At 54.9% G+C, this 23206-nt stretch carries 20 protein-coding genes; 3 read left to right on the forward strand and 17 right to left on the reverse strand.

Going from position 1 to position 23206, the window contains the following annotated elements; genetic code table 11:
* Nucleotides 1–3: 3 nt before the first annotated feature.
* From nuoM to lrhA, 13 genes are all read right to left on the reverse strand, one after another.
* Complete coding sequence (gene nuoM, locus AC0TN7_RS09525) at nt 4–1533, reverse strand: NADH-quinone oxidoreductase subunit M (RefSeq protein ID WP_024908970.1); 1530 nt, start codon at nt 1531–1533, stop codon at nt 4–6.
* 76 nt (nt 1534–1609) lie between these two features.
* Nucleotides 1610–3451: an NADH-quinone oxidoreductase subunit L gene (nuoL, locus tag AC0TN7_RS09530; protein WP_024908969.1), complete on the reverse strand. Its 1842-nt coding sequence runs from the start codon at nt 3449–3451 to the stop codon at nt 1610–1612.
* Nucleotides 3448–3750: an NADH-quinone oxidoreductase subunit NuoK gene (gene nuoK, locus AC0TN7_RS09535; RefSeq protein ID WP_003861496.1), complete on the reverse strand. Its 303-nt coding sequence runs from the start codon at nt 3748–3750 to the stop codon at nt 3448–3450. The genes nuoL and nuoK overlap by 4 nt, the downstream gene beginning before the upstream one ends.
* Nucleotides 3747–4301, reverse strand: a complete 555-nt coding sequence (gene nuoJ / locus AC0TN7_RS09540; RefSeq protein WP_008500212.1) for an NADH-quinone oxidoreductase subunit J — start codon at nt 4299–4301, stop codon at nt 3747–3749. Before nuoJ ends, nuoK begins: the two co-directional genes overlap by 4 nt.
* Before the next feature lie 10 nt (nt 4302–4311).
* Entirely contained in the window at nt 4312–4854 is a 543-nt protein-coding gene (gene nuoI / locus AC0TN7_RS09545; RefSeq protein ID WP_003861491.1) for an NADH-quinone oxidoreductase subunit NuoI, read from the reverse strand.
* 13 nt (nt 4855–4867) lie between these two features.
* Nucleotides 4868–5845, reverse strand: a complete 978-nt coding sequence (gene nuoH / locus AC0TN7_RS09550) for an NADH-quinone oxidoreductase subunit NuoH (RefSeq protein WP_008500211.1) — start codon at nt 5843–5845, stop codon at nt 4868–4870.
* Nucleotides 5842–8565 carry an NADH-quinone oxidoreductase subunit NuoG gene (gene nuoG / locus AC0TN7_RS09555; protein WP_473702114.1) on the reverse strand — a complete coding sequence of 908 codons (2724 nt, stop codon included), beginning with the start codon at nt 8563–8565 and terminating at the stop codon, nt 5842–5844. Before nuoG ends, nuoH begins: the two co-directional genes overlap by 4 nt.
* Nucleotides 8566–8620: 55 nt before the next feature.
* A complete protein-coding gene (gene nuoF / locus AC0TN7_RS09560) occupies nt 8621–9958 on the reverse strand; it encodes an NADH-quinone oxidoreductase subunit NuoF (protein ID WP_008500209.1) in 1338 nt (445 codons plus the stop codon).
* Nucleotides 9955–10455 carry an NADH-quinone oxidoreductase subunit NuoE gene (gene nuoE / locus AC0TN7_RS09565; RefSeq protein ID WP_006176513.1) on the reverse strand — a complete coding sequence of 167 codons (501 nt, stop codon included), beginning with the start codon at nt 10453–10455 and terminating at the stop codon, nt 9955–9957. Before nuoE ends, nuoF begins: the two co-directional genes overlap by 4 nt.
* 2 nt (nt 10456–10457) lie before the next feature.
* Nucleotides 10458–12260: an NADH-quinone oxidoreductase subunit C/D gene (gene nuoC / locus AC0TN7_RS09570; RefSeq protein ID WP_023312537.1), complete on the reverse strand. Its 1803-nt coding sequence runs from the start codon at nt 12258–12260 to the stop codon at nt 10458–10460.
* 89 nt (nt 12261–12349) lie between these two features.
* Nucleotides 12350–13024, reverse strand: a complete 675-nt coding sequence (gene nuoB / locus AC0TN7_RS09575) for an NADH-quinone oxidoreductase subunit NuoB (RefSeq protein WP_003861482.1) — start codon at nt 13022–13024, stop codon at nt 12350–12352.
* 15 nt (nt 13025–13039) lie between these two features.
* Nucleotides 13040–13480, reverse strand: coding sequence for an NADH-quinone oxidoreductase subunit NuoA (gene nuoA, locus AC0TN7_RS09580; RefSeq protein WP_014171000.1), 441 nt, complete (start codon nt 13478–13480; stop codon nt 13040–13042).
* Between the two features lie 630 nt (nt 13481–14110).
* On the reverse strand, nt 14111–15049 hold the full coding sequence (gene lrhA, locus AC0TN7_RS09585) for a transcriptional regulator LrhA (RefSeq protein WP_021241557.1): 939 nt from the start codon (nt 15047–15049) through the stop codon (nt 14111–14113).
* A 938-nt stretch (nt 15050–15987) separates the two neighbouring features.
* Here lrhA and alaA point away from each other — a divergent pair.
* Nucleotides 15988–17202: an alanine transaminase AlaA gene (gene alaA / locus AC0TN7_RS09590; RefSeq protein ID WP_008500204.1), complete on the forward strand. Its 1215-nt coding sequence runs from the start codon at nt 15988–15990 to the stop codon at nt 17200–17202.
* A 94-nt stretch (nt 17203–17296) separates the two neighbouring features.
* Entirely contained in the window at nt 17297–17896 is a 600-nt protein-coding gene (gene yfbR / locus AC0TN7_RS09595; RefSeq protein WP_024908967.1) for a 5'-deoxynucleotidase, read from the forward strand.
* A gap of 80 nt (nt 17897–17976) precedes the next feature.
* Here yfbR and AC0TN7_RS09600 read toward each other — a convergent pair whose 3' ends face one another.
* From AC0TN7_RS09600 to yfbV, 4 genes are all read right to left on the reverse strand, one after another.
* The gene (locus tag AC0TN7_RS09600) at nt 17977–19809 is read right to left on the reverse strand and encodes an SLC13 family permease (protein WP_473702115.1); all 1833 of its coding nucleotides are present in this window, start codon (nt 19807–19809) and stop codon (nt 17977–17979) included.
* 75 nt (nt 19810–19884) lie between these two features.
* Entirely contained in the window at nt 19885–20544 is a 660-nt protein-coding gene (locus AC0TN7_RS09605) for a sugar phosphatase (RefSeq protein ID WP_267216869.1), read from the reverse strand.
* An 11-nt stretch (nt 20545–20555) separates the two neighbouring features.
* On the reverse strand, nt 20556–21050 hold the full coding sequence (locus tag AC0TN7_RS09610) for a YfbU family protein (RefSeq protein WP_008502874.1): 495 nt from the start codon (nt 21048–21050) through the stop codon (nt 20556–20558).
* 91 nt (nt 21051–21141) lie between these two features.
* Nucleotides 21142–21597 (reverse strand): terminus macrodomain insulation protein YfbV, encoded by a 456-nt coding sequence (yfbV, locus tag AC0TN7_RS09615; RefSeq protein ID WP_008502875.1) that lies wholly within the window; start codon nt 21595–21597, stop codon nt 21142–21144.
* Nucleotides 21598–21934: 337 nt separating this feature from the next.
* Between yfbV and ackA the strand changes: the two genes are divergently transcribed.
* Entirely contained in the window at nt 21935–23137 is a 1203-nt protein-coding gene (gene ackA, locus AC0TN7_RS09620; RefSeq protein WP_024908964.1) for an acetate kinase, read from the forward strand.
* Nucleotides 23138–23206 lie beyond the last annotated feature (69 nt).

Here is a 23206-nt window from a genome sequence, read left to right on the forward strand (position 1 = left end):
GAATTACGGCCTTGTAGTAGAAACAGAATTAACAAACCACTGCTGGATATTGCCCATCGCGCTGTGCGAGGTATCCAGAATCGGCTGCGGGAAGAAGCCCAGCAGCACCAGCAGTACGACCAGCAGCAGGATGATGAACAGCTCACGCAGCGACATCCCCGGCAGTTCTTGTGCGGCAATTTCGCTCTTCGCTTTACCGAAGTACGCGCGGTGCAGCATCGCCAGCGAGTAGACGGAAGCGAACACCAGACCAAAGGTGGAGATCACGGTAATCACCGGTACCACTTTGAAGCTGCCGAAAAGAATCATAAATTCGCCGACGAAGTTACCGGTACCCGGCATCCCCAGAGTCGCCACCGCGAAGAACATGGAGAGCGCTGGCAGCCACTTAATTTTGCTCCACAGACCGCCCATCATACGCATGTCACGGGTGTGCAGACGTTCATACAGCTGGCCGCACAGGATGAAGAGACCGGCTGCGGACAGACCGTGCGCAATCATCTGGATCACCGCCCCCTGGTACGCCAGCTGGCTGCCGGTGTAGATAGCAATCAGCACGAAGCCCATGTGGGAAACGGAGGTGTAGGCAATCAGACGCTTGATGTCGTACTGCGTGAAGGCCATCCAGGCACCGTAGAAGATACCGATCACACCCAGCCACATGGCAATCGGTGCGAATTCTGCGGAGGCGTTCGGGAAAAGCGGCAGAGCGAAACGCAGCAGACCGTAGGCCGCCGTTTTCAGCAAGATGCCCGCCAGGTCAACGGAACCCGCCGTTGGTGCCTGAGAGTGCGCGTCTGGCAGCCAGCCGTGCAGCGGAACCACCGGCATTTTCACTGCGAAGGCGATGAAGAAGCCCAGCATCAGCAGGTATTCAACGCCGTGGGACATTGGCGTCTTCAGCAGTTCTTCGTAGTTGAAGGTCCAGGTTCCGGTCGCGTTGTGGTGAACAAACACCAGCGCCAGAATGGCAATCAACATCACCAGACCACTCGCCTGGGTATAGATGAAGAACTTGGTTGCCGCCGTGATACGCGTTTTACCGTCGGACGCCTTGTGGCCCCACAGCGCGATCAGGAAGTACATCGGCACCAGCATCATCTCCCAGAAGAAGAAGAACAGGAACATGTCGATGGCAAGGAACACGCCGATCACGCCGCCCAGGATCCACATTAGGTTCAGGTGGAAGAAGCCCTGGTATTTTTCGATTTCTCGCCAGGAGCAAAGTACCGCCAGAACGCCGAGCAGACCGGTCAGCACCACCATCAGCAGCGACAGACCGTCAATCGCCAGGTGGATCGTAATGCCGAAACGCGGGATCCACGGCAGGATGAACTCAGACTGCCACTGCGGAATGCCCGCAGACTGGGTCAGTGAGTAACCGCCCTGCAACCACAGTTGCAGGCCAAGCGCGAGCGTCAATCCCATGGTGATCAGCGCAATCCAGCGCGGCATCTTCACGCCAAAGCGTTCAGTCTGCCAGCACAGGAAGCCGCCGATGAAGGGAATTAATATTAGCCAGGGTAGTAACATGGCGATTTACATTCCTTTTTAAGGCCCCCTGCAGGGGCCTGATTTTCAACGAATTCGAATAAAATTCACTTAACGATCAACGCAACACCATCAGCAGCGCCAGCACGACAACCGCACCGATGCTCATGGACGCCACATACCAGCGCAGGTAACCGTTCTCGCTGTACAGCAGGCCTTTACCTGCAAAGCGGGAGAGGATCGCCGGGATATTCATCAGGCTGTTCAGTGGGTCGCGCTTCACCAGCCACGCAATGCCCAGGAACGGCTTAACGAAGATCATGTCGTACAGCCAGTCGAAGCCCCACGCGTTGTACCACCAGGTGCCCAGCAGGCGGCCCGGCGCACTGTTGGCCACGGCAGTCACCAGCGTACGTTTGCCCAGCCACAGCCATGCTGCGATCAGGATGCCCGCGATAGCGACCACACCTGAGGTGATTTCAAGCGTCAGAACGCGACCGTGCTCAAGCTCGGTGGTGTCTGGCAGTACGCCCTGCAGCGGCGGCACAATCATCGCGCCAACGAAGGTGGACAGTACCAGCAGCACAATCAGCGGCAGGTGATGGGTGATCCCCTTCCCTGCGTGAGCGTGAATTTGTTCTTTACCGTGGAATACGATGAAAATCATACGGAAGGTATACAGGGAGGTCATGAACGCACCGACCAGACCCGCAACCATCAGATTGATATGACCATTCGCCATGGCACCCGCAAGGATTTCGTCCTTACTGAAGAAGCCCGCGGTGATCAGCGGCAGTGCCGCCAGCGCCGCGCCGCCCACCAGGAAGCAGACATACACCAGCGGGATGGACTTACGCAGTCCGCCCATCTTGAAGATGTTCTGCTCGTGGTGGCAGGCCAGGATCACCGAACCGGATGAGAGGAACAGCAGCGCTTTAAAGAACGCGTGCGTCATCAGGTGGAAAATGGCTGCGTCCCACGCCTGAACGCCCAGCGCCAGGAACATGTAACCAATCTGGCTCATGGTGGAGTACGCGAGAACGCGTTTGATGTCGGTCTGCACCAGCGCGGCAAAGCCTGCCAGCACCAGCGTGACCGCACCGACGATACCCACCAGATGCAGAATTTCCGGGGTCATCAGGAACAGGCCATGGGTACGCGCAATCAGATAGACACCGGCGGTGACCATGGTCGCGGCGTGGATCAGCGCGGAAACAGGAGTTGGACCCGCCATCGCGTCGGCCAGCCATGTCTGCAGCGGCAGCTGCGCGGATTTACCCACAGCACCACCCAGCAGCATCAGCGTTGCCCACCACAGCATGTTGTTACCTGCAGCGAAGTGCGCTGGCGCCAGTTCCACCATTTCGCGGAAGTTCAGCGTGCCCAGTTCGTTGTAAAGAATGAACAGCGCGAAAGCGAGGAAGACGTCACCCACGCGGGTCACGATGAACGCTTTCATGGCCGCTGCGCCATTCTTCGGATCGGTATAGTAGAAACCGATCAGCAGGTAAGAACACAGACCCACGCCTTCCCAGCCCAGATACATCAGCAGCAGGTTATCGGCCAGGACCAGAACCACCATGCTGGCGATAAACAGGTTGGTATAGGCGAAGAAGCGGGAGTACCCCTCTTCACCGCGCATATACCAGGAGGCGAACATGTGGATCAGGAAGCCAACGCCGGTAACCACGGAAAGCATGGTCAGCGAGAGGCCGTCCAGCACCAGGTTGAAACCGATGTTGAAATCACCGACCGACATCCAGGTCCACAGCGGCACGCTGAAAGGCTGACGCCCGTTGTTAAAGAAGTCGATACCCGCATACGCTGTCACCAGCGCGGCCAGGCCAACAGAGCCCATGCCAACGGTTGCAGACAGATTCTCAGACCAGCGGCCGCGAGAAAACGCCAGCAGCACGAAGCCAATCAGCGGGAAAATAATGGTTAAGGCAAGCATGTTCATCCACGCAACTCACTTACTGAATCGATGTTCAGATTCTGGCGGCGACGATGGAGCTGCAGCAACAGCGCCAGGCCAATACTCGCTTCGGCAGCCGCGAGGCTGATGGCGAGAATGTACATCACCTGACCATCGGTCTGGCCCCAGTAGCTTCCTGCGACCACGAAGGCCAGCGCGGAGGCGTTAATCATGATTTCCAGCCCGATCAGCATAAACAGCAGATTGCGGCGGATAACCAGACCGGTCAGACCCAGAACGAATAAAATCGCAGCGAGGATCAGTCCATGTGTTAAGGGGATCATGCGCGCTCCTCCGTTTTTCTTTTCGCGCGGTCGTCAGTGCGGTTGCTCAGCACCTCGCCAGCACGCTCTTCGCGGCCAACGTGGAAAGCCACAACCAGACCTGCCAGCAGCAGCATTGAGGCCAGTTCCACTGCCAGAACGTATGGGCCAAAGAGCGTGATACCGACCTCTTTCGCGCCAATCGGCGTGCCGTCGATGCCCTGATCGTTAACACCCAGAATGGCGTAAACGATCACCACCAGCATGATGGCCGACAGAATTGCCGGGCCAATCCACACCTGCGGTTTTAACCACTGACGTTCCTGCTCAATTTCAGAGCCGCCCAGGTTCAGCATCATCACCACGAACACGAACAGCACCATAATGGCCCCGGCGTAGACGATGATTTCCAGCGCACCGGCGAAGTGCGCGCCCAGTGCAAAGAACACCCCGGAAATGGCCAGCAGCGAGATGATTAAGTACAGCAGCGCATGCACCGGATTGGTGTGCGTGATCACTCGCAGCGTAGCCAGGATGGCGATAAGGCCACAGATATAAAAAGCGAATTCCATTGCCCTCTCCTTACGGTAACAGGCTCTTGACGTCGATAGGCTTAGCTTCGTTCTCTGCTTCGCCCTTATCTTTGCCGTCGATTGCCATACCCGCCATCCGGTAGAAGTTATATTCCGGGTATTTGCCCGGACCGGAAATCAGCAGATCCTCTTTCTCGTACACCAGGTCCTGACGCTTGTACTCACCCAGCTCGAAGTCTGGAGTCAGCTGAATCGCCGTGGTTGGGCACGCTTCTTCACACAGACCGCAGAAGATGCAGCGTGAGAAGTTGATGCGGAAGAACTCAGGGTACCAGCGGCCGTCTACCGTCTCGGCTTTCTGCAGAGAGATACAGCCTACCGGACACGCTACCGCACACAGGTTACAGGCAACGCAGCGCTCGGAACCGTCCGGGTCGCGCGTCAGCACGATACGGCCACGGTAGCGCGGCGGCAGATATACCGGCTCTTCCGGGTACATCCGGGTTTCGCGTTTGGCAAACGCGTGCAGGCCGATCATCCAGATACTGCGTACCTGGGTACCGAAGCCTACCAGTAATTCTTTTAAGGTCATGGTCTATTGCCCCTTATGGCTGCTGCCAGAGAATGACAGCGGCCGTTACCAACAAGTTGACGAGCGTCAGCGGCAGGCACACTTTCCAGCCGAAGGACATTACCTGGTCATAACGCGGACGCGGTAACGCTGCGCGAATCAAAATGAACATCATCATGAAGAACGCGGTTTTCAGCGCGAACCAGATGAACGGCGGTAAGAACGGGCCATGCCAGCCACCGAAGAACAGCGTTACCATCAACGCGGAAATGGTGACGATACCGATGTACTCGCCCACGAAGAACAGACCGAATTTCATACCGGAATATTCGATGTGGTAACCGTCGGCCAGTTCCTGTTCGGCTTCTGGCTGGTCAAACGGGTGACGGTGACACACTGCCACGCCCGCGATGGCAAAGGTAATAAACCCAAAGAACTGCGGAATAACGTTCCAGATGTCGGCCTGGTTGTTGACGATGTCGGTCATGTTGAATGAACCGGCCTGCGCCACCACGCCCATCAGGGAGAGACCCAGGAACACTTCGTAGCTCAGGGTCTGCGCGGAAGCACGCATCGCACCCAGCAGCGAGTATTTGTTGTTACTGGACCAGCCTGCGAACAGGACCGCGTAAACCGCGAGGCCTGCCATCATCAGGAAGAACAGAATGCCGATGTTCAGGTCAGCGACCACCCAGGTCGGGCTGACCGGCACGATAGCAAACGCCAGCAGCAGCGAGGTGAAGGCGATCATCGGTGCCAGAGTAAAGATCACGCGATCCGAGAAGCGCGGGATCCAGTCCTCTTTAAAGAACATCTTGATCATGTCCGCGACCAGCTGGAGTGAACCACCCCAGCCCACGCGGTTCGGTCCGTAACGGTTCTGGAACAGACCGAGCAGACGACGTTCACCAAAGCTCATGAACGCACCGCAGGTGACCACCACCAGCAGGATAACAATCGCTTTCAGAATGCTCAGCAGGATGTCGATAAGATCCGGCGTTAACCAACTCATGCTTTTGCCTCCTGCAGATTATCAAGACGCGCACCCGCCAGAACCGGCGCGATGCCAGGCATACCCATCGGCAGACCGACCTGCCCTGCTGTCAGGCTTTCAGAAATAATCAGCGGCAGGCTGATGGTCTGGCCGTCATAGCTAAAGGCGATGTTCGCACCCGCGTTAACGCCAAGCTTCGCGGCATCCGCCGGGTTAAGCTTGATGTACGGCTGCGGCATACGGGTCTGGAAGACCGGTGAACGCTGGGACAGCTCGTCGCTACCGAACAGGTGGTAGTACGGCGCAATACGCCAGCTACCGTCCTGCGCCTGGAAGCTCGCCGGTACGGTGGTGAAGAAGTCCAGACCGGTTTCGGAAGCTTCAATCAGACGCACGCCCGGATCGCCGTGGCGCAGGGAGCCGCCCACTTCAGCCTGGAACTTGTTCCATGCCTGCGGGGAGTTCCAGCCCGGTGCCCATGCGAACGGGATTTGCGAACGCGGTGCAGACGGCTGGTTGTTCCCTTCCATGGAGAAGGCGAACATGGTGTCTTTATCCTGCGGCTGGCGCGGTTCGTGCACGCTGATATTGGCGCGCATTGCGGTACGGCCGCTGTAACGGTGCGGTTCACGCGCCAGTTTCTGGCCGCGAATGCGGAAGCTCGCTTCAGGCGCGGCATCTTTAATGCCTGCCAGCTGAGGCAGTTTTTCCACCACCGCGTCGATAACGTGGTCGAGCTGCGTCCAGTCCACTTCACGGCTCTGCACGGTGCTGTGCAGGGAGTGCAGCCAGCGCCAGCTTTCCAGCATCACGGTGTTGCTGTCGTAGTAAGACGGGTCATAAACCTGGAAGAAACGCTGGGCGCGGCCTTCGTTGTTGATAACGGTACCGTCGCTTTCTGCGAAGCTTGCCGCAGAGAGCACCAGGTGCGCTTTGTCCATAATCGCGGTGCGCTGATGGTCAATCACCATCACCAGCGGCGCTTTGGAGAGCGCGGCGTCAACGCGAGCGGCAGAAGCATGACGATGCAGGTCGTTTTCCAGCACCACCACGGCGTCAGCGGCACCGGATTCCAGTTCGCTTAACGCAGCTTCCAGCGAGCCGCCGCCAATCATGCCCAGACCAATGCTGTTCACCGCACGGGCAATCATGGTCACACCGACGTCAGCACCGCGGCCTTTCAGGGCTTTGGCCACGTTGGCTGCGGCCTGAATGATCTCTGCGCTACCGGCGTTGGTACCGGAAATAATCAGCGGTTTCTTCGCACCGGCCAGGGCCTGAACAATCACGTCAACCTTGTTTTGCAGGTCGCGATCCAGCTCAACGGCCGGTGAGTTGTTGTCCAGCGCGTGGGCAATCGCAAAACCAAGACGCGCCTGATCTTCAACCGGTGCGCAGTAGGTCCACGCCGCGATGTCGTCCAGACGGGTGTTGTCGACGTTGGTCACAAACAGAGGATGCTTCGCGCGCTGACCGATGTTCAGGATCGCCGCAATCTGCCAGTCAGCCACTTTCTGCGCCGCTGCCATTTCACGTGCTTTACCCTTCACCGCCTGACGAACCGCCAGAGCCGCGCGTGCGCCCGTCTGCGTCAGGTCTTCACCCAGCACCAGAACCGCATCATAGGATTCGATTTCGCGCAGCGCAGGGGTATGAATACCGCCTTCACGCAGCACTTTCAGTACCAGCTGCAGACGTTCCTGCTCGCCCTTGGCGATGCCGGTATAGAAGTTTTCCGCCCCGACCAGCTCGCGCAGCGCGAAGTTGCTTTCGATGCTGGCCCGCGGGGAGCCGATACCGATCACTTTCTTCGACTGGCGCAGAATATCTGCCGCGCCCTGCATCGCCTGTTCAGCGTTCAGGGTAATGAAGTCGTCGCCACGGCGCTGAACCGGCTGACGCGGACGGTCTTTCAGGTTCACATAGCCATAGCCGAAACGACCGCGGTCGCAGAGGAAGTAGTGGTTAACGGTACCGTTGTAACGGTTTTCGATACGGCGCAGTTCGCCGTAGCGCTCACCCGGGCTGGTGTTACAGCCGAGGGAACACTGCTGGCAGATGCTTGGCGCAAACTGCATGTCCCATTTACGGTTGTAACGCTCGGAGTGAGTTTTATCCGTAAAGACGCCGGTCGGGCAGATTTCTACCAGGTTACCGGAGAATTCGCTCTCCAGCACGCCGTCTTCCGGACGACCGAAGTAGACGTTGTCATGCGCGCCATACACGCCCAGATCCTGACCGTCTGCATAGTCTTTGTAGTAACGCACGCAGCGGTAGCAGGCGATGCAGCGGTTCATTTCGTGAGAGATGAACGGCCCCAGGTCCTGGTTACGGTGGGTACGCTTGGTAAAGCGATAGCGACGGAAGCTGTGACCGGTCATCACGGTCATATCCTGAAGGTGGCAGTTACCGCCCTCTTCACAAACCGGACAGTCGTGCGGGTGGTTGGTCATCAACCACTCCACCACGCTTTCGCGGAACTGTTTGGCTTCTTCGTCATCAATCGAAATAAAGGTGCCTTCGGTGGCTGGCGTCATACAGGACATCACCAGGCGACCACGCGTGTCTTCCGCGTTTTGATATTGCTTCACCGCACACTGGCGGCAAGCACCGACGCTGCCCAGCGCCGGATGCCAGCAAAAGTACGGAATATCGAGGCCAAGAGACAGACAAGCTTCCAGCAGGTTGTCCGCCCCGTTGACTTCGTATTCTTTGCCGTCTACATGAATCGTAGCCATTAGCATGCTTCCAGTTGGCTCGGTCGAAACCGAGCGTTAATCAAAATTCTTGTCGTTACCAGCGCGCTTTAAGCAGGTTCGGCTGAATCCCATTGATTGCATGGGTATTGCTGAACGGCTGCTTGATGCCTGCTTCGAACTCGTCGCGGAAATATTTGATCGCGCTCTGCAGAGGTTCGACGGCACCCGGTGCGTGGGCACAGAAGGTTTTACCCGGGCCTAAGAATCGACACAGTTGCTCAAGCGTCTCGATATCCCCAGGCTGGCCTTCGCCACGTTCGATTGCACGCAGGATCTTCACGCTCCACGGCAGACCATCACGGCACGGTGTACACCAGCCGCAGGACTCGCGGGCGAAGAACTCTTCCAGGTTACGCACCAGCGAGACCATGCCGATCTCGTGGTCGACGGCCATCGCCAGCGCCGTACCCAGACGGCTGCCTGCTTTACCAATGCTTTCGAATTCCATCGGCAGGTCAAGGTGGGCTTCGGTCAGGAAGTCAGTCCCTGCCCCACCCGGCTGCCAGGCTTTGAATTTCAGGCCATCGCGCATGCCGCCCGCGTAGTCTTCAAGAATTTCACGTGCGGTAGTACCGAACGGCAGTTCCCAGACGCCAGGATTTTTAACGCGACCGGAGAAGCCCATCAGCTTGGTACCGGCATCTTTGCTTGAGGAGATGCCCTGATACCACTCCACGCCGTTGGCGAGGATAGCCGGAACGTTACACAGGGTTTCGACGTTGTTTACGCAGGTCGGTTTACCCCATACGCCGGAGCTTGCCGGGAACGGTGGCTTGGAACGCGGGTTCGCGCGGCGGCCTTCCAGGGAGTTAATCAGCGCGGTTTCTTCACCGCAGATGTAACGCCCGGCGCCGGTGTGCACGAACAGTTCGAAGTCAAACCCGGTGCCCAGGATGTTTTTACCCAACAGGCCCGCTTCGGTGGCTTCGGCAATCGCACGACGCAGGTTTTCCGCCGCTTCGATGTACTCACCGCGCAGGAAGATGTAGCCACGGTACGCTTTCAGCGCAAACGCGGAGATCAGCATGCCTTCCACCAGCAGGTGCGGCAGTTGTTCCATCAGCAGGCGGTCTTTATAGGTGCCCGGTTCCATTTCATCGGCGTTACACAGCAGGTAACGGATGTTCATGGATTCGTCTTTTGGCATCAGGCTCCACTTCAGACCGGTGGAGAAGCCCGCGCCGCCGCGCCCTTTCAGGCCAGACTCTTTTACCGCGTTAACGATGTCGTCCGGCGCCATGCCGCCAAGGGCTTTACGCGCGCCGGCATAGCCGTTTTTGCTCTGGTATTCGTCGAGCCATACCGGCTGTTTGTCATCGCGCAGACGCCAGGTCAGCGGATGCGTCTCAGCAGTACGAATTACAGTTTTCATTTGTACTGCTCCAGCAGGTCAGGAATCGCTTCCGGCGTCAGATGGCTGTGAGTGTCCTCATCAATCATCATGGTCGGCCCCTTGTCGCAGTTACCCAGGCAGCAGGTCGGCAGCAGAGTAAAGCGTCCATCGAACGTGGTCTGGCCCGGCTTGATATTGAGCTTCTTCTCAATCGCAGCCTGAATGCCCTGATAACCGGTGATGTGGCAGACTACGCTGTCACAGTAGCGGATCACATGGCGGCCTACCGGCTGACGGAAGATCTGGCTGTAGAACGTGGCTACGCCTTCTACGTCACTTGCCGGAATACCCAGCACTTTCGCGATCTCATAGATCGCCCCATCCGGCACCCAGCCACGCTGTTTCTGTACGATTTTCAGCGCTTCAATGGACGCCGCACGCGGGTCTTCGTAGTGGTGCATCTCGTGCTCAATGGCGGCACGTTCTGCTTCACTCAGCTCAAAAGCCTCGGTTTGTGGTTGTTGATTCTCGTGCATAATTAGCGGTCCACATCTGACATAACAAAGTCGATACTACCCAGATACACAATCAGGTCGGAGACCAGACTGCCGCGGATGGCGGACGGGATCTGCTGCAGGTGCGCAAAGCTCGGCGTACGCACGCGGGTACGGTAGCTCATGGTGCTGCCGTCACTGGTCAGGTAGTAACTGTTAATACCCTTGGTCGCTTCAATCATCTGGAAGGATTCTTGCGCCGGCATGACCGGACCCCAGGAAACCTGCAGGAAGTGGGTGATCAGGGTTTCGATATGTTGCAGCGTGCGCTCTTTCGGTGGCGGCGTCGTCAGCGGGTGATCCGCCTTGAACGGGCCTTCCGGCATGTTGTTGAGGCACTGCTCAAGGATGCGCAGACTCTGGCGCAGCTCTTCTACTTTCAGCATCACGCGGGTGTAGCAGTCGGAAACACCGCCGCCCACCGGGACTTCAAAGTCGAAGTTCTCGTAGCCAGAGTAAGGACGGGCTTTACGCACGTCGAAATCAATACCGGTCGCACGCAGACCTGCACCTGTCGTCCCCCACTCCAGCGCTTCTTTCGCGCCGTAGGCAGCAACGCCCTGGGAACGGCCTTTCAGGATGGTATTGCGCAGCGCGGCTTTCTCGTAAGAGGCCAGACGTTTTGGCATCCAGTCAAGGAATTCACGCAGCAGACGGTCCCAGCCGCGCGGCAGATCGTGTGCCACACCGCCGATACGGAACCAGGCCGGGTGCATACGGAAACCGGTAATCGCTTCCACCAGATCGTAGATTTTCTGACGGTCGGTAAAGGCGAAGAAGACCGGGGTCATCGCGCCGACGTCCTGAATGAAGGTGGAGATATACAGCAGGTGGCTGTTGATACGGAACAGCTCTGACAGCATGACGCGAATCACGTTAACGCGATCCGGCGTAACGATACCCGCCAGTTTCTCAACGGCCAGCACGTATGGCATCTCGTTGACGCAGCCGCCGAGGTACTCAATACGGTCGGTATAAGGAATGTAGCTGTGCCAGGACTGACGCTCGCCCATCTTCTCAGCACCACGGTGGTGGTAACCGATGTCAGGTACGCAGTCGACAATCTCTTCGCCATCAAGCTGAAGAATAATACGGAATGCACCGTGCGCAGACGGGTGGTTTGGACCGAGGTTGAGGAACATGAAGTCCTCGTTGTCGGTACCGCGCTTCATGCCCCAGTCTTCCGGTTTGAAGGTCAGCGCTTCCATCTCCAGATCCTGCTTGGCTTTGGTCAGCTCAAACGGATCGAATTCGGTGGCACGTGCCGGGTAGTCTTTACGCAGCGGGTGGCCTGTCCAGGTCTGCGGCATCATGATGCGCGTCAGGTGCGGGTGGCCGTCAAAGGTCATGCCGAACATTTCCCAGGTTTCACGCTCGTACCAGTTGGCGTTCGGGAAAAGTTTGGTGATCGTCGGCAGATGCATGTCGTTTTCAGACAATGCCACCTTGAGCATGATATCCGTATTACGGTCTATTGAGATCAGGTGGTAGAAAACGGAAAAATCCGCAGCAGGGAGACCCTGGCGGTGGGTACGCAGACGTTCATCCATGCCGTGTAAGTCAAACAGCATGACGTACGGTTTTGGCAATTTCTTGAGGAAATCGACAACTTCCAGCAATTGCTCACGCTTCACCCAAACAACGGGTACCCCGGTGCGGGTAGCCTGAACAGTAAAGGCATCCGGCCCAAAACGGTTGCGCAGTTCGCCAATGACTGGGTCATCCAGATGATCCCGGGTCTGCCAGGCGGCTTCTTGCGCGGTTAAGTCGGTCATATTGTTCACCATTGCAAATGGTCCGTGGTGACTGTTGAGCCTGGCTTCGCGCTATTTGAGTAGTGATATGCGAAGGTGTTCTCCAGGCCTACAGGCGCAAATTAAATTTCGTCAGGCGTACGCAGATTGGTGACGGCAATACGTTCACCACGTTTACGCTCGCGCTCAGACTGCATGTTCGCGCGATACACACCCTGATCGCCAACAACCCACGACAGTGGGCGACGTTCTTTACCGATAGACTCCTGCAGCAGCATCAGCGCCTGCATGTAAGCTTCCGGACGTGGCGGACAACCCGGGATGTACACATCCACTGGGATAAATTTATCTACGCCCTGCACGACGGAATAGATGTCGTACATACCGCCAGAGTTTGCACATGCGCCCATGGAGATAACCCATTTAGGCTCCAGCATCTGGTCATAAAGACGCTGAATAACAGGTGCCATCTTGGTAAAGCAGGTACCGGCTACCACCATCAGGTCAGCCTGACGTGGTGAAGCACGCAGTACCTCGGCCCCAAAACGCGCAACGTCATGCACCGCAGTGAATGACGTCACCATTTCAACGTAGCAGCAAGAAAGGCCAAAGTTGTACGGCCAGATGGAGTTCTTACGACCCCAGTTGACCATATCGTGCATGGCATGTTCGAGTTTGCCCATGTACACGCTTTTATTGACTTCTTGCTCCAGGGGGTCGGTTACGATCTCCTGTTTTTGCAGGGGGTAACGGTCATTCTCACCGTTAGGATCTATGCGGGTGAGCGTATAATCCATCTTATTGCCTCGCTGTTACTGCTGACGATTAGAGATACTGTTTTCCGGGTTGATGTGTTCACGACGTGAACGCGCAGGCGTCCAGTCAAGCGCGCCAATACGCACCAGATAAACCAGACCGGCCAGTAGCACTAAAATGAAAATTGCGGCCTCGACAAAGCCCACCCAACCACTTTCGCGGATGGAAGTTGACCATGCGAAAAGGTAAAGCGCTTCCACGTCGAAGATGACGAAGAACATGGCTACCAGATAGAACTTGGCAGACAGGCGTAAGCGAGCGGAACCTACTGAATCAATACCTGATTCGAAAGGTGTGTTTTTGTGCCTTGCGCGGGCGCGACCGCCCAGGAACCAGCCGCCGACTAACATCAGGCAGCACAGGCCAATGGCTACAATAAGAAAGATTGCGAATGCCCAGTGATGAGCGATGACTTCTGTGGATGTTGACATACTCATTGCTTACTCATCAAAAGTGATACCAACGACACTGCTCTTGCTGGCAGATGGGCATCACATCGATTCATGGGGAGGAACAAATAACCTTACACTAACTGTCAGAAATGAGACGTAGACAGCAAAATGATGGGGTTTTTTACTCCTTTCTATAACCTATTGTCAACTTTAACAAAGGTTTCTTCACATTAAATTACATCGAGCGATTCTCATTAACATTTGGTGCCCTTTAACCCTGGTGGGTGCATGACTTTCCGTCAAATGTATGTTGTTGAATCGTGTCCGTTTCGGAAGTAAAAAAAATAACCCTCCTATTTTGACAGGATTTGCCAACGATTCCTCCCCCCAAATAGGAGTATTTTCTTGATCTGTGACACGCTTTTGTTAATTCAACCAGGAAAACGGCAACATATTTCCTGTTTTTTTAACATGTGAGGTAGGTGGTTGAAGTTAGAACGGAAAACGGACAAGTTTTAAGCAAAAGCATTTAGAATGTTGATAAATATGAAGTATCCTGAAAACCCATACGCCATAAGCGGATATTTTTGCTAAAAAAAAGCCACTGCATGTGAAAATCACACGAGTGGCTTTTTTTTACACTTACATTTTGTTACCAGAATTTTGAGCTATCGATCACTCGAAATCCCCTTCAACGATCAGGGAATCATCCCCCCCTTCGGAGGTAACGCGTTCGAACTGCCACGGGTTATGGTAGTTTTCCATCGCCTCGAACACCACTTTGGCCAACTCGTTATGGCTGGACGAATTGTGGCAGAGCAGATACTCCGTATCCGGCAGCGCAGGAAGACCATCGGATTTTCCCAAGACGCGCAGATCGGGGCTCATCATCTCAACCGGACGGGCCGTCACACCCAGACCGGCCTTCACGGCGGCACGGACCGCTGGCAGCGTGGAGGCCACATACGCCAGACGCCACGGAATGTTGGCCTCATTCAGCGCCGTGAGCACCATATCGCGGAACGGGCTAGGGTCATCCAGTAAGACCAGTGGAACCGGCTCCCCTTTTTGCAGCACATATTCGGCCGCGCAATACCAGTGCGTAGGCGATGTACGCAGCGTCAGGCAGTCAAACTGCCCGGGACGATGCGTGGTGACCACCAGGTCGACTTTATTCTCATTTAACATCTCAACCATAAAGGCATTACGCTTTACGCTAACGTCCAGCGCAAGCTTCGGATAAACCGAACTAATACGATTGAGAAGAAACGGCAATATAGTATCCGCTGACTCATCAGATGCGCCTAACGTTAGCACCCCTTGAAGGTTGCTAAACATTAATGACATACATGCTTCATCATTAAAGCGAAGAATTTTCCTGGCATAACCCAGAAGCTGAATACCGTGTTCCGTTAAGAGCTTATTACGCCCATGACGCGCAAAAAGCTCTTTACCAACCAGTTGCTCCAGCCGCTGCATTTGCTGGCTGACGGCAGACTGAGTTCGGCAAACGGCGGCAGCAGCGGCTGCAAAAGTGTTGAGATCGGCGACCGCAACAAACGTTCTCAGCAGATCGAGGTCGAGATTCATTATCGGACGATTTGCATTTATCATATCTATTCACTTTCAGGTTGCTCGTGCGGAGCTGCCCGGGTTGAAGCTGTGTGTGTACAGTTAAGCAATTCCCTCTGAAGATTTTCCCTCGCATCCCGGCCCGGCAGACTGCCTGACAGATAGTTATTGTGCTGCTTTATATCAACAGTCAGAAAGCACGTTTCATGACGTTATTTTTATTCTCTTAAACGTTCAGGATATTTAGATGTTCGCAGGTTTATGTAAATTACATTAAAGGTATAACACCTTTTCTGCCATCTGTATCGCAGCGCTGTCAACGTAGCAGGAGATGTTCGACACATTCCAGCCAGAGATAACTCCAACAATAACAATCAATTAATGAGGAAAACCAGTCACAGATATACAAAAAACGTGTATCTGCACTCTGCTTTCCTGGAAGACATCTTAACCCAAATCCACTTTATTTATAAGTCTTATTGCAATATTGAGGATTAAAGAAGAATGTTAAGCTTCTAAACTAATTTTATTAGAATTAACTAAAGTTGCATTTTTTAGGTTAATAATAAATAAATTTTAATTTAGATTAAGACCATTCATTAATGGCACTTAACATTAATTTCACATGAGTAACTTTTAGCCACAGCATGCTATTACAGAAACAGGTATCAAGCATTCAGGTTTAACGAAATGTCACTCAGGGTGATTGCCACCTTTGTCCTGCTTTCCACCTATTTTTACTAGCACAATATACACAATTTTGACAAATGAATAGCACATTTAACCCAATATGGCACCGTGCGCACAACTTTAAGCCAGCATAAAAGCATACACCCAGATAAAAAGATTTATCAAAATTTTGCTCCCGGCACAAAATCTTCTACTGCACACCCTTCAAAACGAAGCGAGGGGGGAGTACATTATTCCGTGCTGACTTCCACGGCAGGGAGTGGCAATCATAGCGAAAAGGTTAAAGGTTCATGTCCCCTATCGAAAAATCCAGCAAGCTAGATAACGTCTGTTATGACATCCGCGGCCCGGTTCTGAAAGAGGCAAAACGCCTTGAAGAAGAAGGCAACAAGGTTCTGAAACTCAACATTGGTAACCCAGCGCCATTTGGTTTTGAAGCGCCGGATGAAATTCTGGTTGATGTGATCCGCAACCTTCCTACTGCACAAGGCTATTGCGATTCAAAAGGACTTTACTCCGCACGTAAAGCCATCATGCAGCACTACCAGGCACGCGGTATGCGTGATGTTACCGTTGAAGATATCTATATCGGCAACGGCGTCTCCGAACTGATCGTGCAGGCGATGCAGGCGCTGCTGAACAGCGGTGACGAAATGCTGGTACCCGCGCCGGACTATCCGCTGTGGACGGCAGCCGTGTCACTGTCCAGCGGTAAAGCGGTGCACTACCTGTGCGACGAGTCCTCTGACTGGTTCCCGGACCTCGATGATATTCGCGCGAAAATTACGCCCCGCACGCGCGGCATCGTGATCATTAACCCGAACAACCCAACGGGCGCGGTATACTCAAAAGAGCTGTTGATGGAGATCGTCGAGCTGGCCCGTCAGCACAACCTGATCATTTTCGCCGACGAAATTTACGACAAGATCCTGTACGACGCGGCACAGCACCACTCAATCGCTGCGCTGGCACCGGATTTGCTGACCGTCACCTTTAACGGCCTGTCCAAAACCTACCGCGTGGCCGGTTTCCGTCAGGGCTGGATGGTACTGAACGGTCCGAAAAAGCACGCCAAAGGCTATATTGAAGGGCTGGAGATGCTGGCCTCCATGCGTTTATGCGCCAACGTTCCGGCGCAGCACGCGATCCAGACGGCGCTGGGTGGTTATCAGAGCATTAGCGAGTTCATCGTTCCCGGCGGTCGCCTGTACGAACAGCGCAACCGTGCGTGGGAACTGATCAACGATATTCCTGGCGTCTCCTGCGTGAAGCCGAATGGCGCGCTCTACATGTTCCCGAAAATTGACGCGAAGCGCTTTAATATTCATGACGACCAGAAAATGGTGCTCGATTTCCTGCTCCAGGAAAAAGTGCTGCTGGTTCAGGGTACGGCGTTTAACTGGCCGTGGCCGGATCACGTGCGTATCGTGACGCTGCCGCGCGAAGATGACCTGGAAATGGCCATTAGCCGCTTCGGGCGCTTCCTCTCCGGATACCATCAGTAATCTTAAAATCAGGCTACTTCGGTAGCCTGATTTGCATCTTCCCTCCCCTCCCCGCACAATGAACGCCTGTCGCAGTGAAGACAAAAGGTACCCTATGAGTCAGAGTCATTTCTTTGCCCACCTCTCCCGCCTGAAACTCATCAACCGCTGGCCGCTGATGCGCAATGTCCGCACGGAAAATGTGTCAGAGCACAGTCTGCAGGTTGCGATGGTCGCTCACGCGCTGGCCGCCATTAAAAACCGCAAATTCAACGGTCAGGTCAATCCAGAGCGCATTGCCCTGCTGGCGATGTACCACGATGCGTCAGAAGTGCTGACCGGCGATCTGCCTACGCCGGTAAAGTATTTCAACTCGCAGATTGCGCAGGAATATAAGGCCATCGAGAAAATTGCCCAGCAGAAGCTGATTGACATGGTGCCTGAAGAACTGCGCGACATCTTTGAGCCGCTCATCGATGAGCATCAGTACACGGAAGATGAAAAGTCGCTGGTCAAACAGGCCGACGCGCTCTGCGCCTACCTCAAGTGTCTGGAAGAGTTGTCCGCGGGGAATAACGAATTTTTACTGGCAAAAACGCGTCTGGAAAAAACGCTGGAATCCCGCCGCAGCGAAGAGATGGATTACTTTATGCAGGTGTTTGTGCCGAGCTTCCATCTATCGCTGGATGAGATTAGCCAGGATTCTCCCCTCTGACTGTCGCCCAGCGGCGCTGCGCTTGCAGGGCCTACGGGGTTGTAGGCCGGGTAAGGCGTAGCCGCCACCCGGCAAAATGCTCAGAACGGGAACAGAACCGGTATCAATATCACGCATACCACCATCACCAGCACGGTGAACGGCACGCCCAGCTTCACGAAATCACTGAATGTGTAGTTCCCCGGCCCCAGCACCAGCGTGTTCACCGGTGAAGAAACTGGCGTCATAAATGCCGCTGAGGCCGCCATTGCGACCATCATCGCAAAAGGATACGGCGACACGCCCATGGATTTGGCCATCGCCAGCGCAATCGGCGCCATCAGAACCGCCGTCGCGGTATTGGAGATAAACAGACCGATAGTGGCACACATGATAAACAGACAGACCATCATCATGTACGGCCCATACCCGCCGCCCACGTCCATTAAGCCTTTAACGATAAGATCCACCCCGCCGGTTTTTTGCAGCGCCAGGGCGAAAGGCATCATCCCGACAATGAGAATGATGCTCGGCCAGTGAATGGCTTTATAGGCGCTTTCGGCGTCAATACAGCGGAATTTGCCCATCAACAGGCAGGCAATAATTGCCGCGACCGGATTGGGGATCTCATCGGTCAGCATCAGCGCCACCATCAGCACCAGACAGAAAATTGCGTGCGGGGCCTGGCTGTGCGCCGGGGAGGCATCGCTCTCCTCAACAGGCATGTTGAGCACCACAAAATCACGCCCTTTTTGCCCGAGCTGGCTTATCAGCTTCCAGTTACCGACGACGAGAAAAATATCGCCCAGCAGGATCGGTTCATCCACCACTGCACCTTCCATCGCTACGCCATCGCGCTTCAGCCCCACGACGTTCAGGCCATAGCGGGTTCGGAACCCCATTTCCCGCACGGTTTTGCCCAACAGTTCCGATTCAGGGATGAGCGATACTTCGGCCATGCCAACATCCAGCGCCTGATCGGAGAAATACTCCCCGCGCAACACCATTGGTTCCAGCAGCTGTTCGCTGCAAAACTCGCGCAGATCCACGTCCGCAGTGGACATATCAATCAGCAGGACGTCCCGTGCGCGGAATTCCGACACCCCGTTGACGTTGACAATCACCCGGCGAAAACGACGCCAGCGCTCTACGCCGATCACATTCGCGCCATAGCGCTCACGCAGCTTCAGGTCATCCAGCCGCTGCCCCACCATCGGCGAGCCAGGACGAATAGCCAGACGGCGCGCGCGCCCGGTAAGGCGGTACTCTTTAATCAAATCGCGGAAGGTGCGTCGCTTCCACCCTTCTTTATTTTTTTCCTGTTTTTCACCTTTCAGGGCAAACCGGGTCAGCAGCATGTAGACCACGCCCAATACCAGAATGACCAGCCCCAGCGGGGTGACGCTGAAAAAGCTGAAGCCCTCAAATCCTTCGCGGATCAGTTCGCTGTTGACGACCAGGTTCGGCGGCGTTGCCACCAGCGTCATCATGCCGCTGATCAAACCGGCAAAACTCAGAGGCATCATCAGGCGTGACGGCGAGCTCTGCATCCGCATGGAGACGCTCAGCACCACCGGGATAAAGATGGCGACCACGCCCGTGGAGCTCATAAACGCCCCCAGCCCGGCGACGGTCACCATCAGGTAAATCAGCATTTTGGTTTCGCTGTTGCCCGCCACCTTCACCAGCCACGACCCCATGATGGTCGCCACACCGGTGCGCACCAGCCCATCCCCGATGATAAACAGGGCGGCAATGAGGACAACGTTGGGATCGCTAAATCCGGAGAAGGCTTCCGGTAGCGTGAGCGTACCGCTCAGCACAAACGCGACGATGACAAACAGGGCGACGGCGTCCATGCGTACCTTGCCCGTTGCAAAAAGAAGGATGGCGATTAAAAGCAGGCTCAGGACCCAAATCAGTTCACCGTTCACAACTTATCCTTGTCAGTGGAAGATGAGGAATTTTGCCATAAAAAAGCCCCAGCAATGTGGGGCCATATCATGGGATTACACTTTTAGCGAGACGGTTACAACTCCGTCAGAGGCTTTTGAAACAGACAGGGCCGTCAGTGAATCCAGCACCAAATCTGCCTCGTCCAGCCGGGGGGATCCGGCCGGAACGTTAACGGCGATGACGTGACTTCCTGCGTTCAGCCCGGCCAGTACGCCAGCCGCCGCATCTTCCACCACCACGCACTCTGCGGGGTCGAGGCCCAGCAGTTCGGCCCCCAGTAAAAATGCGTCAGGCTCCGGTTTACCCCGCTTCACGCGCTCCGCCGTGATGAATACGTCGGGCGTTGGCAAGCCTGCCGCCTTGTGTCGGGCGTGGGCAACCGGCACGGAACCGGAGGTGACGATAGCCCACGGGATCTGCGCCTCGTTCAGATGCTCAAGCAGCTCGCGCGCGCCTGGTAACGCGGTGATGCCGTCCGTATCGGTGGCTTCAATGTGTTCCAGGTATTTGAACTCCGCCTGAATTTCGTCCTCAGAGCGTCCGGCCAGGAAGTGCCGTAGCGAGGTGATGGCCTGTTTGCCATGGATAAAATTCAGCACGTCCTGATGGTCGATGCCATGTCTGTCAGCCCAATGGCACCAGGAACGCTCCACAACCGGCAGCGAATCCACCAGCGTACCGTCCAGATCAAACAGAAAACCTCTACACTGCACACGCACCTCCGTCAGGCATTAATGATTTGTTGAATTTCGTTGCTGCTTAAATGGTACTGACGCGGGCAGGCGTGCCACGCGCTCAGCATACGCTGATATTTATCCCACATCGGGGTCTGCGCGTTGAAGCCGTGGGTGCCCGCGTCAAAGTGGGTATAGCGCCCTTCCGTATTCACCATAAAGCGAACATAGCTCAGATAACGCGCTTCCGTTGCCGCATCAAAGCCTAAGAAGGTCACGCGGCGCTCGTCAATGGACTGCTGATCTTTGAGATTCGTCCAGGAGACGTGCAGGGCGTGATACATCTCCATAATGTCGATCACGATGCGGCAGGTTTCTTCTTTCAGCTCGCCAAACTCGCGGTCCAGTTCGCGCATTTGCAAACCAAAACCGCGTTCGACGATGGTCTGCAGGCGGCTGTAGCGCGCAGCGTTATCGGGATCAAGCATAGTCATCATTTTGTACTGATTGGACAAAATCAGACGTTGAGCATGGGTCATTTCCATCTTTCGACTCCTGTAGCGCATTGCACTTAAAAAAAAGACACGGTAACTGATTGTTACTGTGCCTTCTTTTCGTCGTCGTTTCGATGATCAATCACAAGTCATCGAGGAATGTTTTATCGAGTTGCTTAAAAGCACGCTTTAACGTGTCCGCCAGCGCCTGGTAATCCGGCTTGCCTTCCACCGGGGCGAGCGCCTGCCCGGCCTCCTCCAGTTTTCCGCGCACTTCATAAAACCAGTGTAAAATAGAAGGGGGAAGTGGCGTGATGGACCGTTTACCTAACCACCACAGTCCCTGCATCGGCAGGCTTAATGCGAAGAGCGCCGTCGCGACCGCAGGTCCAAGCTGCCCGCCCAACGCAATCTGCCAGCACAGCGTAAAGATAGCGACAGGCGGCATAAAGCGAATCGCATAGCGCGTGGCGCGGATGGTGCGATTCTCAATAAACATAGGCGCAAGGCGCTTTTCCATCGGCCACGTCTTTGCGTAATGCTGTCCCCGACGAAACAGACTAAAGAAATTTACGGACGGGTTCTCTGGTGTCGACATGGCTGTACCTCAACTTCACATATAAAAATTAAAATTTTCGTGCAAAACCACAACAAGCTATGACAACGTTCAAAATATTTTGTCATCTCTACCCCGTATCGGGTATCCTGTGCCAGCCTGATAGGGCCATAGACGAGAATCATTAACTCGTCAAATTATTGCATATTATGCCATTGGCTGAAAATTGTGCAAAATGGCATAAAATCATAGTTATTTCTTCCATCATGCCACAATGTTCGTTTGGCATGATGTTAATCATAAATGTCTGAGTCATCATGCGTTACGCTGTTAGACTCACTGACGTTTTTTTAGCCACGTATCAATAATAGGTACTTCCATGTCGAGTAAGTTAGTACTGGTTCTGAACTGCGGTAGCTCCTCACTGAAATTCGCCATCATCGATGCGCTCAACGGTGACGAATACCTCTCTGGTTTGGCCGAATGTTTCCATCTGCCTGAAGCACGTATCAAGTGGAAGATGGACGGCAGCAAACAAGAAGCGGCTTTAGGTGCAGGCGCCGCTCACAGTGAAGCGCTGAACTTTATCGTTAACACTATTCTGGCACAAAAACCAGAACTGTCTGCTCAGCTGACTGCGATTGGTCACCGTATCGTCCACGGCGGCGAAAAATACACCAGCTCTGTCGTTATCGACGAGTCTGTGATTCAGGGTATCAAAGACTCTGCATCCTTCGCACCGCTGCACAACCCGGCTCACCTGATCGGTATCGCTGAAGCGCTGAAATCCTTCCCGAATCTGAAAGACAAAAACGTGGCCGTGTTCGACACCGCGTTCCATCAGACCATGCCGGAAGAATCTTACCTCTATGCCCTGCCGTACAGCCTGTACAAAGAACACGGCGTACGTCGTTATGGCGCACACGGCACCAGCCACTTCTATGTAACTCAGGAAGCGGCAAAAGTGCTGAACAAGCCGGTTGAAGAAGTGAACATCATCACTTGCCACCTGGGCAACGGCGGTTCTGTTTCTGCTATCCGTAACGGTAAATGTGTTGATACCTCCATGGGTCTGACCCCGCTGGAAGGTCTGGTGATGGGTACGCGTTCCGGTGACATCGACCCGGCGATCATCTTCCACCTGCACGACACCCTGGGCATGAGCATTGACCAGATCAACAAAATGCTGACCAAAGAGTCTGGCCTGCTGGGTCTGACCGAAGTCACCAGCGACTGCCGTTATGTTGAAGACAACTACGCAGACAAAGAAGACGCTAAACGTGCAATGGACGTTTACTGCCACCGTCTGGCGAAGTACATCGGTTCTTACACTGCGCTGATGGAAGGCCGTCTGGACGCGGTTATCTTCACCGGTGGTATCGGTGAGAACGCAGCGATGGTTCGTGAACTGTCCCTGGGTAAACTGGGCGTTCTGGGCTTCGAAGTTGATCACGAGCGTAACCTGGCTGCCCGCTTCGGCAAGTCTGGCTTCATCAACAAAGAAGGCACCCGCCCGGCTATCGTTATCCCAACTAACGAAGAGCTGGTCATTGCGCAAGACGCGCATCGCCTGACTGCCTGATTCCACACCGCCAGCAATGCTGGCGGTGCTGTTTTGTAACCCGCTACATTTGGGCGGTAACGAAAGAGG

Source organism: Enterobacter sp. PL_is511 (assembly GCF_055816065.1).